At 52.1% G+C, this 14125-nt stretch carries 15 protein-coding genes and 1 pseudogene; 8 read left to right on the top strand and 8 right to left on the bottom strand.

Going from position 1 to position 14125, the window contains the following annotated elements; all coding sequences use genetic code 11:
- Positions 1-21 precede the first annotated feature (21 nt).
- The 4 genes from phnE (CHH67_RS17005) to CHH67_RS16990 form a co-directional block, all read right to left on the bottom strand.
- The gene (gene phnE / locus CHH67_RS17005; RefSeq protein WP_095266395.1) at positions 22-825 is read right to left on the bottom strand and encodes a phosphonate ABC transporter, permease protein PhnE; all 804 of its coding nucleotides are present in this window, start codon (positions 823-825) and stop codon (positions 22-24) included.
- Positions 822-1631, bottom strand: coding sequence for a phosphonate ABC transporter, permease protein PhnE (phnE, locus tag CHH67_RS17000; protein WP_095266394.1), 810 nt, complete (start codon positions 1629-1631; stop codon positions 822-824). Before phnE (CHH67_RS17000) ends, phnE (CHH67_RS17005) begins: the two co-directional genes overlap by 4 nt.
- The gene (gene phnC, locus CHH67_RS16995; RefSeq protein ID WP_095266393.1) at positions 1628-2404 is read right to left on the bottom strand and encodes a phosphonate ABC transporter ATP-binding protein; all 777 of its coding nucleotides are present in this window, start codon (positions 2402-2404) and stop codon (positions 1628-1630) included. Before phnC ends, phnE (CHH67_RS17000) begins: the two co-directional genes overlap by 4 nt.
- Before the next feature lie 151 nt (positions 2405-2555).
- A complete protein-coding gene (locus CHH67_RS16990; protein ID WP_483406831.1) occupies positions 2556-3515 on the bottom strand; it encodes a phosphate/phosphite/phosphonate ABC transporter substrate-binding protein in 960 nt (319 codons plus the stop codon).
- A 213-nt stretch (positions 3516-3728) separates the two neighbouring features.
- Here CHH67_RS16990 and CHH67_RS16985 point away from each other — a divergent pair, with 213 nt between their 5' ends.
- Together CHH67_RS16985 and CHH67_RS27220 are read left to right on the top strand one after the other, a co-directional pair.
- The gene (locus CHH67_RS16985; RefSeq protein WP_095266391.1) at positions 3729-5360 is read left to right on the top strand and encodes a bifunctional metallophosphatase/5'-nucleotidase; all 1632 of its coding nucleotides are present in this window, start codon (positions 3729-3731) and stop codon (positions 5358-5360) included.
- Between the two features lie 354 nt (positions 5361-5714).
- On the top strand, positions 5715-5798 hold the full coding sequence (locus CHH67_RS27220; RefSeq protein ID WP_369680154.1) for a putative holin-like toxin: 84 nt from the start codon (positions 5715-5717) through the stop codon (positions 5796-5798).
- A gap of 197 nt (positions 5799-5995) precedes the next feature.
- Here CHH67_RS27220 and CHH67_RS16980 read toward each other — a convergent pair.
- Positions 5996-6856, bottom strand: a pseudogene (locus tag CHH67_RS16980) (DUF421 domain-containing protein).
- 158 nt (positions 6857-7014) lie between these two features.
- Here CHH67_RS16980 and CHH67_RS16975 point away from each other — a divergent pair.
- The 3 genes from CHH67_RS16975 (at position 7015) to CHH67_RS16965 (ending at position 9133) form a co-directional block, all read left to right on the top strand.
- Positions 7015-7221 (top strand): DUF1657 domain-containing protein, encoded by a 207-nt coding sequence (locus CHH67_RS16975; RefSeq protein ID WP_095266390.1) that lies wholly within the window; start codon positions 7015-7017, stop codon positions 7219-7221.
- A 172-nt stretch (positions 7222-7393) separates the two neighbouring features.
- Positions 7394-8356 carry a sugar kinase gene (locus tag CHH67_RS16970; RefSeq protein ID WP_095266389.1) on the top strand — a complete coding sequence of 321 codons (963 nt, stop codon included), beginning with the start codon at positions 7394-7396 and terminating at the stop codon, positions 8354-8356.
- Positions 8357-8446: 90 nt separating this feature from the next.
- On the top strand, positions 8447-9133 hold the full coding sequence (locus CHH67_RS16965) for a bifunctional 2-keto-4-hydroxyglutarate aldolase/2-keto-3-deoxy-6-phosphogluconate aldolase (RefSeq protein ID WP_095266388.1): 687 nt from the start codon (positions 8447-8449) through the stop codon (positions 9131-9133).
- Positions 9134-9186: 53 nt separating this feature from the next.
- Here the strand turns inward: CHH67_RS16965 and CHH67_RS16960 are convergent, their stop codons facing one another.
- A complete protein-coding gene (locus tag CHH67_RS16960; RefSeq protein WP_095266387.1) occupies positions 9187-9786 on the bottom strand; it encodes a YitT family protein in 600 nt (199 codons plus the stop codon).
- A gap of 84 nt (positions 9787-9870) precedes the next feature.
- Entirely contained in the window at positions 9871-10725 is an 855-nt protein-coding gene (locus CHH67_RS16955) for an MBL fold metallo-hydrolase (protein ID WP_095266386.1), read from the bottom strand.
- A 271-nt stretch (positions 10726-10996) separates the two neighbouring features.
- Between CHH67_RS16955 and CHH67_RS16950 the strand changes: the two genes are divergently transcribed.
- Positions 10997-11914 carry a J domain-containing protein gene (locus tag CHH67_RS16950; RefSeq protein WP_095266385.1) on the top strand — a complete coding sequence of 306 codons (918 nt, stop codon included), beginning with the start codon at positions 10997-10999 and terminating at the stop codon, positions 11912-11914.
- A 97-nt stretch (positions 11915-12011) separates the two neighbouring features.
- Positions 12012-12869: a DegV family protein gene (locus CHH67_RS16945; protein WP_095266384.1), complete on the top strand. Its 858-nt coding sequence runs from the start codon at positions 12012-12014 to the stop codon at positions 12867-12869.
- A 100-nt stretch (positions 12870-12969) separates the two neighbouring features.
- Here CHH67_RS16945 and CHH67_RS16940 read toward each other — a convergent pair whose 3' ends face one another.
- Positions 12970-13326 carry a DUF2512 family protein gene (locus CHH67_RS16940; RefSeq protein WP_095266383.1) on the bottom strand — a complete coding sequence of 119 codons (357 nt, stop codon included), beginning with the start codon at positions 13324-13326 and terminating at the stop codon, positions 12970-12972.
- A gap of 238 nt (positions 13327-13564) precedes the next feature.
- On the opposite strand from CHH67_RS16940, the gene CHH67_RS16935 reads away from it, so the two are divergent.
- The gene (locus CHH67_RS16935) at positions 13565-14074 is read left to right on the top strand and encodes a hypothetical protein (RefSeq protein WP_095266382.1); all 510 of its coding nucleotides are present in this window, start codon (positions 13565-13567) and stop codon (positions 14072-14074) included.
- Positions 14075-14125: the final 51 nt, after the last annotated feature.

Here is a 14125-nt window from a genome sequence, read left to right as displayed (position 1 = left end):
AAGCGATAAGCCTGCCTCCGCTTATACAAGCTTCTTGCGAATATAACCGGAAATGAGATCAATTATCGTAATCATGACAATGATACCAAGCAGAATGATGCCAACGCGCGGCCAGTTTCGCGTACTGAGCGCAAAGATCAGCGGCGTGCCGATACCGCCAGCACCGATAACTCCCAGAATGGTAGCTGAGCGCACATTGATTTCAAAGCGGTACAGTGTATAATTCAGGAAGCCGGGCAGCACCTGCGGCACGACCGCATACCATAGCTGCTGAAGCCGATTCGCTCCCGATGCCATCAGCGCCTCGGACGGCCCGGGGTCAATCGCTTCCACCTCGTCGGCATACAGCTTGCCCAGCATGCCGATCGAGTTCAAGCCGAGTGCAAGCACACCGGCGAAGGAGCCAGGGCCAACCGCTTTGATAAAGAGCAACGCCATGATAATTTCTGGAAAGGTACGGATGAAGCTGAGCACCATTTTACCGGAACCGGAGATGAAGCGAAACCGGCTTATGTTGCGCGCAGCCCAGAAGGCAAACGGAATGCAGATCACAGCCGAAATCACTGTCCCCAGAATCGAGATGGCCAGCGTGTCCATCAATCCGCGCAGCAGATCCTCCCCCTCCGGGAGATACACATAATTCCAGTCAGGCGAGAAGATGCCTGCAACAATCGACCGCATAATTTGTCCGGCTGTTTCCTTGAACCCCGTAAACGGAACTCCGGAGAACGCCCACACGTACAACAGCACGAGCGCGATATAAATCAGCCAACGATATGGATTTTTCCGCGGTTTGCGGATGACAGTTGTCCCATTTTTCATCATAATAATTTCTCCCGCAGCTTCATGCTTACATAGTCGATCACCAACACAATCGCAAGCGTGAACAGAATAATGACACTGGTCTTGTCATATTCCAGAAAGCCCAGGGTCGCCTCATAATACAGCCCGATCCCTCCGGCACCGACAAGGCCCAGGATAGCGGCTGCACGCACATTGATTTCAAAGCAATACAGCACATACGACGTAAACTGGGCAGCTACCTGCGGCACAACGCCAAAGATGATCAGCTGGGTGCCGGTTGCCCCCACCGATCGCATCGCTTCGAGCGGCCCCTTGTCTATCGTTTCCAGCGACTCATAGGTCAGCTTGGCAATCAGCCCGACCGAGAAGACCGCCAATGCCAGAATGCCGGGAACCGGCCCGAGGCCAAATACGGCTACGAATAACGCGGCCAGCAGCAAATCCGGAATCGTCCGGACAAGATTGAGCACGAATCTCGCTGGAAAATAGATCCACCGGCTGGGCATTAAATTGCCCGCACACAGAACCGCTACCGGAATCGCCAGCAGTCCGCCAATCGTCGTGCCGATCAAAGCCATTCGGATTGTCTCCAGCATGCCGTTTGTGATGTTCTTAAAATAACTCCAGCGCGGAGGAAACATATCCCGGAGCAGGTCCAGCATGTTGGGCAGTCCGATCACCAGCTTGCTGAAGCTCGCCTCCGTCTGGACGGCACTTGCCCAGATGAGCACCAGAATAATCACGGCGGTCAGCCCGTGCTTCATTCGAGTCGGCGGCTTGGAAGGGTGTATCGCGGACTTGGCTGACGTAGGAAGAGGTGTTTTCATGCTGTCGTCACTTCCCCCAACAGCTCATCCTGCTGGATCGGCCGGCCATAGATTTCAGCAAACCGCTCGTCCGTCGCCTCGGAGACCGGCCCGTCAAACACCACTTCACCTGCGCGCAGCCCTACAATTCTCGTCGCATATTCCCGCGCCAGATCAATAAAATGAAGATTCACAATCATTGTAATGCCGAGCTCACTGTTAATCCGCTTCAAGTCATCCATAACCTGCTTGGTCGTTAGCGGATCAAGGGAAGCGACCGGCTCGTCGGCCAGAATGATTTTTGCCTCTTGCGCTAGCACGCGCGCAATGGCCACACGCTGCTGCTGTCCGCCCGAGAGCTGATCCGCACGGGTATAAGCCTTTTCTGAAATGTTGACCCGCTCCAGCGCTTCAAACGCCAGCTCGATGTCAGACTTCGGAAATCTGCCAAGCAGTGTGCGCAGTGTTGAATGATAGCCGACCCGCCCGGCCAGCACATTGCGCAGTACGCTGGATCGCTTGACGAGGTTGAAGCTTTGGAAGATCATCCCGATGTCGCGTCGAATCAGCCGCAGCGCCTTGCCCTTGGCGGCCGTAATCGATTTCCCTTCGATCAGGATTTCGCCTTCGCTTATATCGTGAAGTCGGTTAATGGATCGCAGCAGCGTCGATTTGCCCGCTCCCGACAACCCCACCACAGCTACAAACTCTCCCTTATCGAACCTCAGATTAATATTATTCAAGCCTTTGGTGTTGTTCGGATACACCTTGGATACATTGTGCAGCTCGATCATGATTAACTCCTTCTTTCCAAAAATAATAAGAAACTTGCCGTCAGCAAGCGGACAGAACGAACAGAGAAATAGAATGAGACAAGCCAGTACAGCGCGTTTGACGCTGAACCGGCTTGTCCGCTGTCCTTATACCTGCTGCGGCGAATGACCGCTATTCCGTTTTTACTTTGTTGTTGTATTCACGGACAATTTCGAAGTTGCTGTCATCGGACTTGACATAGCCTTCGTGGGTGTAGATGTCCTGGATAATGCTGCGGCCTTCAGGATCGTTGCCGATGTCGATAAAGGCCTGCGTAATTTTCTCCGACCATTCCGGATTCATATCTGTGCGCACGGAGATCGTGTCATTCGGAATCGGCTCCGTAAATGCCAGTACCCGTGTATCCTCAAATACCGACGCGTAGTCCTTGACGACCGTGTTGCGCGCATCCTGGAAGATCGCGGCTGCATCCACATCACCGTTCAGAACGGCGATTACGCCTTGGTCATGCCCTTTTACCGTTACCGGCGTTACATCCTGCAGCGGGTCCAGACCGTTGTCCATCAGCAGCGCAGCTGGCCATACATATCCGGCAGAAGAGGTTACGTTCTGGTAAGCAATCTTCTTCCCTTTCAGATCGGCTGGCGACTGAATTGGCGAATCCTTCTTCACAATCAGCATCGATTTATAAGAATCTACAAGTTCTTCTGTCGGGGCTCCCGTGGCATCGTCAACACCATAGCGCTGAGCCTGCAAAATCACTTCTGCAGCGCCCTTCTCTTTAGCCAGCACATAAGCCGTTGGCGGCAGGAAACCTACGTCAACCTGCTTGGAGGCCATCGCTTCAATGATCGTGTTATAGTCTGTCGATACGCTGACCTTTACCGGAATGTTCAGGCGATCCCCGAGCAATTTCTCCAACGGCTTTGCTTTCGCTTCCAGCGTGTCGGCATTTTGGGATGGAACGAATTGAACCGTCAGTTCAGTCGGAACATAGCCAACCGGGGCTTCCGCTTCGGTTTCCGCAGGAGTGCTGGCTGGTTCGGACGCTGAACCGTTGCTCGTGCTCCCAGTGTCTGTCGCACCTGTGGATGTGTTGTTACCGCCGCATGCACTCACGAGCAGTACCATGAGCAACAAAGGTAAAAACAATACAGACTTCTTCAATCTAAACCCTCCAAATGAGTTCTATTTTTTATTACTCGTCTACTATAAGTTCCATTTATTTACGGAATGTGAAACAAAAATCATAATTATGTAAAATTATAGGACATGCTGTCAGTTCAGACGCAATCTGCTAGAATAGCTTCAGCATACTGAATTCGCAAATAAGGAGCTGCGAGAATGACCATTCAAGAGCAACCCCGTCGTTTCACATGCGACATCGTGGTAACCAGCGATCTTCACGGTGCCATTCGTCCCGTTAATTACAGCACCAACAAGCCTGTCTCCACAGGTCTGGCCATGCTGGCGTCCCGGATCAGGGCGCTGCGAGAACAATCCCCAGAGCTGCTGCTCATTGACAACGGAGATCTGATCCAGGGCTCACCGCTGGCGGCACTTGCCGCGGCGAGCGCTGCCAGCCAGGGCGAATTCAGTCACCCGTGCATCCTTGCCCTGAACGAGTTGGCCTACGACGCGGCGGTCATCGGCAATCATGAGTTCAATTATGGACAAGCCCTGCTGCGCAAGGCTGTCCTAAGCTCCCGCTTCCCCTGGCTGTCAGCCAATATTGTGGAAACAGCCACCGGTGAACCCGCTTTTGGCCCCCCTTATCTCATTAAGGAACTGCCCCCTGGTATCAAGGTTGCCTTGCTTGGCGTCACCACCCACTACATTCCGAACTGGGAGCAGCCGGATCACATTGAAGGCTTGGCCTTTAAGGACGCGCTGGAAACGGTTCAAATCTGGGTAGAGCGGATTCGTGAGCAGGAGAATCCGGACCTCCTAATCGTCTGCTATCATGGCGGGCTGGAGTGTGATCCTGTCAACGGCGAGCCGACGGAGCGGCTGACGGGAGAAAATCAGGCATATGCCATGGCTCGGGATGTCAGGGGAATCGATGTGCTGCTCACCGGTCACCAGCACCGGCTGCTGGCCGAAGAGATTGACGGTGTTACGGTTGTACAGCCCGGTTCCGGAGGAACGGCGGCAGGCCATGTCTCTGTCGAGCTGGAACAGCTGCCCGGCGGCAAGTGGCGAATTCGGCAGAAACAGGCCCGTCTCCTGTTCCCAGAGAAGCAATTGCCACCGGATCCCATGATCATGAGGCTGACCGACGAGCTGGAGCACAGCACCCAGCAGTGGCTGGATCAGCCGATCGGCCACACCGAGGCTGACCTTTCCATAGCCAGTGCCTATGAACTCCGCCTGGCCGCTCATCCCTTTATCGATCTGGTTCATCAGGTTCAGATGGAGGCAACAGGTGCAGAAATATCCTGCACGGCACTGCTAAGCGAAAGCTCCCCGGGCTTCAAAGGGGAAATAACCGTACGCGACGTGCTGTCCAATTTCATCTATCCCAACACATTGACGGTGCTGGAGCTGAAAGGGCAAGACATCCGCGATGCCCTGGAGCAAACCGCACTTTATTTTCAGCTGAGCGAAGATGGCGCTATAAGGGTAAACCCGGCATTTACCACGCCAAAGCCGCAGCATTTCAATTACGATATGTGGGCGGGGATCGAGTATGTGCTCGATATCGGAAGAACGCCAGGCAGCCGGGTAGTGAAGCTGGAGCGCGGCGGCATCCCGCTGGATATGGAAGCGACCTATGCCGTTGTCATGAACAACTATCGCGCCGCTGGGGGCGGGGACTATTCGATGTATGTAGGGAAGCCTGTCCGGCTGGAGCTCGCAACCGAAATGGCCGAGCTGGTTCAGGACTATATCAGACGAAATCCGAAACTGTCAGCTTCACCGGTCAGCAGCTGGAAGGTTACGGCTCGCGGAGAGCAAGCTGCACATCAGTTTTAATAGGAAAGCACCCATCAACGACAATTCTCTGAAGCACCAGAAAGAGCAAGCCGCCGCACGAACGTGCAGTGGCTTGCTCTTCTGGTCTAAGCTGAATCAAGATGTATCTCTGCTTATCGTTAGACCCTTGTCCTCATGGAAGAATCCACGCTCTACGCGATAAAGATCGAAAAAAAACGCCAAGTTGGACGGGTTAAATTGCTCTCCTCCGGGACATCCACAACTTGGCATGCACAATTATGAATTCTTTCGATAACGCTTTCTGAAAATCAGTTCTTTTATTGTAAGTAATTGGCATATCATATACTACAGTAGACCAGCAGCTAAAGGGTGGCAGAATAGGAGGTGAAGAGAATGGCTGTGAATGAAGCCTTAACCTTAATGATTTCGTTCGCCACTCTGGTCGTGTCCATTCTTGCTTTCCATAATAAGAAATAGATCCATCCCGTTAAAGAAGAATCTATTTCTTACGTCTGGCAGGAGCAAGCGGCAATTAACCGCCCTTTTACTAGCATCGTCTGCTGTCCCAGGAGTCGGCCGACACCCGGCTCCTAAGCAATCCCCGGTTTGCTCCCTTGGTTAATACACAAAAATATCCTATTCCACGCAAAATCAAATTATTACTTGGGAATTTGTCAGTTATGCAAAAGCGGCTTCACCTTTTTAATGATATCCATCAGCTGCTTGGCACTGTTCTCATACATCGTTTTGGCATCTTCATTCGTCGTACTGAGGCTGAACAATTCAAGATCCGCCTGGCTCTTCTTGAGATTGGCGAATAACAGCTGCCGTTCATGGAACTGCGGCGTCTGAAGCATATCATCATACAGATCCACCGTTAACTCGCCATAAGTGTCCACCTGTGCCAGAAATACATCCTCGATCTTCGCCTGGTGCTTGGCCAGCTGATCGCGAAGCCAGCCTTCCGTATAGCCCATCATTCGCAGCGGTTCTGTCATCACCCTACCGTCCATCACCACAATCTAAGACGGCTTCTCGGGACCAACCTGAATGCCCATAGTTTTGGGGGTGAGCGACTGGTTCTCCCGCTTCAGCAGAACGTTAATCTCCCCGCTTCCTTCCATTAGCGCAAACTCGACATCAGCGAGCTTAAATATGTTTTTCTTCCGAAGCTCCTCCATTAATTCGTCTGCTGACAGACGCTCTTTTCGCATATTGTCTTCCAGCACCTTGCCATCCTTGATGAGAACGGTAGATTTGAAGCCGATAAAATCTCTCGCCTTCTTGCTCTTGATCTGCGCGTATTCCGTCAACAGCGAGATGCCGCCCCATACCCCCAGCGCAATCAGCCCCAAATACCAGTTCGATTGCACATCCAGCGACACGTAAGCAATCAGGTTACCCATCGTAATCCCGGTCAAGTATTCAAATAAAGATAACTGGGAAACCTGCCGCTTGCCCAGCAGTTTCGTCAGCAGAAAAAGTGCGATTGCCGCTACCAGCGTTCTTGCCGAGACTTCAAGCCATACAGGCATGAGTCCAACCTCCCATCTTTGAACAATCGACAGAGCAATATCTGTATAATTCATTCTGAAACCGGCCGACCTAGGGTGGAAAAATCCGAATGATCGTTTATGCATGGATCCGACTGAAATGTATCACATTATGAAACAGGAAAGGAGCTGAACGAGAGATGACAGTGGCTTCAGATGTCAAAACCTGCCTCGCCTCTTTAAAGAGTGCCCAGGCAAGCCTTGAACAATTCGCCTTATCCACCCAGGACCAAAATGCCAAAAATGTCTTCACACAAGCGGCGTCGCAAACTCAGCAAATTGTGGATCAAATTGCGCAGCGAGTGCAGCAGCTCGAGCAAGAGGAGCCCCAATACAAGGACTTCTAGCGCAGCACATTGAAAGAGTGATTGCGACCCGCCAACGATACAACAAGGCGCTATCCCCATCCCCCTGCTCCGCTTAGCAGGGGGTTTTCAGGTGTGCAACATTTGATATTGAGTTCTCCTTCTGCGCAAGGTAAAGTGTTACATAACGGAATTGAATAAGGGGGTAGAACTTATGGCATTAGGCAATCGCAAGTTCGATGTGATTACATTCGGGGAGTCGATGGGGTTATTCTATCCGGAAGGCGCCCGGGGGATCGGACAAGGCGGCAGCATGGCCCAATCGTTTGGCGGTGCAGAGAGCAACCTCGCCATTGGCCTGGCCAGACTGGGCTGTAGTTCCGGGTGGTTCGGTCAGCTCGGACAGGACCCGATCGGAACCGGCATATTAAAGACGCTTCGCGGCGAAGGTGTCGACGTCACTGCGGCCAAACAGACGGACAAGGCGCCGACAGGATTGATGCTCCGGCAGACCGTTCGCGGACAATCCTCCGTCTATTATTACCGGGCCGGATCTGCTGCCAGCGTGATGACGCCTGACGACATTGATCCTGAATACATAGGGCAAGCCCGCATTGTGCATTTCACAGGCATTACGGCCGCGCTCAGCAGCAGCTGTCTGGAGACCATTCGCCACGTCATTGCCGTCTGCAAGGAGCGAGGGGTCAAGCTAAGCTTCGATCCGAACCTGCGGCTTAAGCTGTGGAGCATCGAGCAGGCACGGCCGGTATTGCTGGAGCTCGCCCAGTCCTGCGACTACTTCCTGCCCGGATACGACGAATGCAAGCTGCTGTTTGAAACCGAGGATGAGCGCGAGATCATTCGCCGGCTGCGAGAATTCCCAGCGATGACCGTGATCAAGAGCATCGGGGACCGCAATGTACTTCTCAATGGAAGCGATACCATTTCCCTTCCGTTTGAAAAGGTCGAGCATGTGGTAGATACCGTAGGAGCAGGTGACGGATTCTGTGCCGGCTTCCTGGCTGGCATCGCCAAGGGCTGGTCGCCGGAAGAAGCCTTGTCGCTTGGTGGCTTGACCGGATCGATGGTGATTCAAGCGATGGGCGACTGGGAGGCGCTTCCGACCTGGGATGAAGTGGAGCAGCGGCGCGGTCTTACAGCCCATATCGAGCGCTAAGCCCCGTGATTTCCTTGATGATCGCTTGCAGGCTAACCGCAGTCGCGTCTTGACCTTATTATGACAAACCGATTAAAGGAGCATGAATCTATGAAAAAGCTAAGACTGATCCAACAGATCCAAGATGCCGGCGTTGTTGCCGTCTTGAGAGGAGATTCCCCGGAGGAAGTTATCCGTATGGCAGAGAAAGCAATCGAAGGCGGTATTAAAGTGATCGAAGTGACAATGACCGTTCCTTTTGCCAACGAAGCGATTACCGCACTTGCCAAGAAGTACACCTCCAGCGATCCTGAAGCGGACAATTACGCCATCATCGGGGCGGGCACCGTGCTGGATTCGGAGACAGCCAGAATTACAATTCTGGCCGGTGCAGAATTCGTGGTCTCCCCCGGGTTCGACCGTGACACCATTATGCTCTGCAACAGATATCGCGTTCCGGTTATGCCAGGCGCGGTAACCGTTCATGATATCGTCGCTTCCCTGGAGCTCGGGGTGGACGTCGTGAAGCTGTTTCCTGGCAACCTCTATTCCCCATCTGTCATTCCGTCGCTGAAGGGACCTCTGCCGCAGGCGAATATTATGCCAACCGGCGGAGTCAATCTGGATAATCTCCATGAATGGATTCAGGCCGGCGCCTTCGCGGTCGGCATCGGGTCCGATCTGACCAAGGATGCGCTCAAGACCGGAAACTATGATCTGATTGCAGACAAGGCGGATGCGTATATGAAAGCTTTCGACAAAGCTACAGCCTTCAAGAAGGCCAAGGCCCGCGGCTGACCCCTTGAAATGAAATAACCGTGCACTTCCCGGACTTGCAGCGGAAGGCACGGTTATTTATGATGCCATGAAGTTCTGTTTAACGTAATTAGCCCCGTAGCTATTCCTCCGGCAATTATGGTGCAGAGTGAATAGGCAAACGTGCTGCCTGACAGCAACACTCCCCCGATCCCGATAATGACCAGATCCATCAGCAGAATAATGACGCCGACATTAAGCCGGACATAGCGGGAGAGAAAATGCGCCAGCAGGTCGGTCCCCCCGGTGCTTGCATTATTCCTCAGCATAATTCCAAGGCCTGTCCCGATCAACGACCCGCCGAGCAGCGCGCTTGGAAATGCGCCCGGGGCAAACAGATCTAGGAAGTCTGCTCGGAAAGAAGAGAGAAGATCAATAACAAACGAGGATATCAGCATGCCTGACAGACTGTTATAGAAGATTTCGCGGTTCAGAATCCAGGCTGCCGCGAACATCGGAATACTGCACAGAATAATGACAAACCCGATATGAAGACCCAGCACATAATTGGCAATCAAGGCGATCCCGATCACCCCGCCGTCCAGCACTTTATGCGGGACAAGGAAAAAATCCGTGCCCATTGCAATCAGAAAGCTTCCGAGGACAATAATGACATGCTTTCGAAATGACAGCATTTCCCACATCTCCATTTTTCAGGCATGTCTAATCATATGCTTGTCATTTCAAAAACATTTCTCGACGAGGGGCAGCTCTTCATTTTAATCCTTCACATAGATCAGCCGTTCGGTTCGGGCCATAACCTTTGTTTTCAGGTACGGATCATACTCATAGCAATAATCTATGAAATATCCCGGCCGTTCCCCGTTCCACGCAAACACATCGTAATGGAGCGGAATCGTAAGATCAAATTTGGCCGCAGAGGCTAATTTCACCGCTTCACGAAAATCCATATTGCCCACGATGCCGTCCTGTCTGCGGAAAGCATCGCCGCCGTTGATCGGAACCATCCCGATATCAATCGGCTGCTCCTGCAGACGCTCCAAGAGCCCGGGATATACAACGGTGTCGCCAGCATGGTAGATCATCACCCCATTCATATCGATCATGTAACCGACATAACGATGCCCGTGCTCCGTCTCCTCCAGCTCCTCATGGGCGGCCGGAATCGGCTTGAGGCGAAAGCCGTCGTAATCCTTCCAGCGGTCGCATTCCGCGGCATAGAGACGGTCTTCCGCCACTCCCGCTTCGCGCATGGCGGCATGACAGCATCCCGGGGCCACAAAGATCGTGCGGGGATTCTGTTTCGCTATAACGGAAATCGTGGTCAGATCCATATGATCGTCATGTTCATGCGTAATCAGAACCGCGTCGGCATTTCCGACATCGGACGGGGACAGCGGAGCAGGATAAGCACGCTGTATCCCGGCTTTCTGCTCAAGTTCATCCGACAGGTACGGGTCAACATAGATGATCCGGTCTCCCCCCTTGATAACGACGCTCTCCTGTCCGAGAAACCAGACGGCTGCCGTATCCTGCGGCGTTCTCGTCCGGTTCATTTCCTCAATCAGCATCTTCGGGGTTCTTGCGGCTTGGGCATGAGCCTGGTCCGTCATAAGCCTTTCATCTCCTTTCAATTATCGAACCTAAGCGGATTTTGGATATGAACCTAGGTTACGCTTATGCATTACATTTCGGTGCCTTCTTGTTCATATACTACTGTAACCGATTTCTTTACTTGCTTGAAGCAGATTTATACCGATCCGTTTCATTTCTCCGGGTTATTTGCATTTCTAGTCAAAAAGTCATGAATCCGTTTGTATCCGGTAGTCCCTTCACTATATACTGTTACTAGGAAACTCTCACAGTACAGAAGAGGTGACTCGCATGGATTCAATGAAAGAAGCCTACGAACGATTGAATTTACCGGAAAATGCGTCCCGTGAGGAGCTTGAGGAACGCTATACGCTGCTGATGAAGCAGTTTCGTTCGGAACAGCGCCGCAATCCGGACAACGCCGAAGAGATCGAAGCCCGCTTCTCCGAAATTACAAAAGCGTACAAATTCATCCTGGAGGAAGAGCGCAGACGATCAGTAGAGGAAATGGCCCGGCAGCGTTATGCCAAATTCAAGGGCTTTGCCGGAACGGCAGAGAAGATCGATCATTTCCTTCGTTATTACAGATTTCACCTTCTTGGTGCAATCGCTGTCATTGGAATTCTCGTGTATGCTATCATCAGCTTTATCAATCATCAGGAAGAGAAACAGCGGCTGGCCAGCCTGCCTCCGGTCGATTTGTCCGTCATGTTCCTCGGGACTTACATGCTCGGGGATGCCGGCACGGATTACACACCGATTGAGGAAGCCATACTGGACCAGTTCCCGGAATGGCAGCGGGTCGAAGTGACGGTGACCTATGTGCCTCCGCTTGACTCTAGCAATCCGCAGGACGCCGCCATGCTGCAAAAAGCGCTGCTTATGCTGTCCACCGAACGGCCGGATATGTATATCATGGACGAGAACGCCTTCAATTGGGTCGGACATCAAGGCATGCTGCAGAACCTGGAGCCTCTCCTCCAAGGCGAACTTAAAGATTTGACGGCATCCGAGCAGATGCTCTCCGCTCCTATAGAAGAGGGCGGGCCGGAAGTGCCCGTACTGATCGATCTGATGAGCAGTCAGCTTGAAGAGCAGCTGCCGCTGCTTCGAAATGAATATTATGCAGGCATCAGCCACGGTGCGGAGCGCATTGAGCAGTCGGTAACCTTTATCAAGCGTTATCTCGAGAATCCGAAACAGCCGTGATCGCGGCGCTGCTCCCTGAAGGGATGTTTCAATCATTCCTTTTTCACACCAAACAAGTTATTCTATTAGTTAAGTAACCTAGTAAAGGGAGATGTTCATGTCTGGAAAAATAAAAATCTTCGCCGACAGCACCTGTGACCTTCCTTCTTCCTGGATTAAGGAATATAATATCGGAATTGTCCCTTTGTATGTCGTTTTTGGCGATGAATCGCTGCGGGATGGCGTCGACATCACGCCGGAGCAGCTATACGCCCGCGTGGATCAGGAAGGCAAACTGCCGAAGACAGCAGCTCCTTCCCCGTCCGACTTTATTTCTGCTTTCACACCTTTTATTGAACAGGGAGATGACATTCTGTTCATCGGCATATCCACCGAGCTGTCCTCCACATGCCAGAACGCACTGATTGCGGCCTCGGAGCTGCCGGAAGGAAGAGTGACCGTATTCGACTCCCGCAACCTGTCATGCGGCATCGGCCTGCTTGTTATGAAAGCGGTGCGGGCAGCCGAGAACGGAGCTGCCATGCCGGAGATTGTAGAGCTGCTCTCCAAGACCGTCGGCGAGGTCGACTGTGAATTTGTCATTGACACACTCGAATATCTATATAAGGGCGGACGCTGCTCGGGCATGCAAAATATCATCGGCAGCCTGCTCAAAATCAGGCCTGTCATCAAGGTCATTGACGGCAGCATGACCCCGGCTTACAAGGTTCGCGGCAAAAAGGAAAAGGCGCTGGAGCAAATGCTCAGCAACGCCCTCAGCCAGATCGATCAGATGGATAAAGATCTTATCATTGTTGTTCATACGATGGCTGAAGAGGAAGCCCTCTTCCTTCAGAAGGAGCTGCAAGCGAAGAGCGGTGCCCGCGAAGTTCAAATCTCGACCGCCGGCTGCGTCATTTGCAGTCACTGCGGGCCACAAACCGTCGGCATCATGTATACGAAGAAGACCGCCTGAACCGCAATTTCATATCATAGTTCATGAAACAAGACAGTGTTGCTCCCTTAATACAAGGGAGCTGCAGCTGTCTTTTTTTCAAGCACGATTCAGTATGAGTTTAGAAGCGAATTTTGCGCGCTCCGCTAAAATAGCCCGTCCGGTACAACATGGTGTGGAAAATAAATTCGAACACACCGAGTACAGCCACGATCAGAATGAGCTCCATAATGCTGATCTCCCAGCCTGATGTGCGTGAAATGCCCCATAACAGCATAAACGCCAGAAAAGCATCCGCTGCCGTGGCCGCCGCATTATTCGTTCTGGGCAAAATAATTAAATCTCCAAGCAAAAATGCAATTATCGTCAGTGCCAGAGCCGTTGTTGCCGCACCGATAAACGATGCACCCCCCAGCAGCATTAACAAACCTGCAACGATGACACCATTTCCGATGACCTTCACCATGAACATTCTCATGCCATTCACCATCCTCATCAGAGTTATTGGCTATCTGTGACAATATTAAACGGGTTGTCCCTTGATTAAACCTTCCTTATGAATTAGATTGAGCAGCGGATGCCCAATCTATACGTCACTGGACTTTGGTCTAGGTGTACACTTCCCCCGGGACGGAAGACAAATACGAAACCGCATGATATGGTTGTTCTAGCCAACGCCATTCGGCGAATCTTTATAAGAAAGGAGGTCAAGTTGCATGAAGAAACAAACACTCGGGGCGGGACTGTTGATTGTGCTCGGAGTTTTTCTGTTAATGAACCAGGGAAGCTCTATTGAAGCGGGGAACATCTTCTCGAACTTCTGGGCCGCTATTTTTATCATTCCGCTCGGCGTCCTGTTCCATTGGATGTATTTCTCGCTCACAGGGGCTAAAGGTGTCGGCCTTCTCATTCCAGGCGGAGTCCTGCTGACGGTGGGCGTTATCTGTCAGATTGCTACCTTGTTTGACAGCTGGGATATCATGTGGCCGGGGTTCATTCTGGCTCCCGCAGTGGGGCTGTTTGAGTTTTACTGGTTTGGGCCGCGCAACAAGTTTCTGCTGATTCCGATTAATATTTTGACCGTGCTGTCCCTGTTGTTCTTTGTTGTGTTCTCGATCGGTCCTATGCTTACATACGTCTCTGCTGTACAACCTTTTATCGCAATTGTGCTGCTTCTTGCCGGAGTATGGATGATGCTCGGCGCCAAAAAGCGCCAGGAGCCTTAATTGACATGACCTTGATAACAGCTGCAAAAGGAGCTATCGCGCATGGGACAA

Source organism: Paenibacillus campinasensis, assembly GCF_002272015.1.
GTDB lineage: Bacteria > Bacillota > Bacilli > Paenibacillales > Paenibacillaceae > Paenibacillus_AQ > Paenibacillus_AQ campinasensis.
This window is presented reverse-complemented; position numbering and strand designations above follow the sequence as displayed.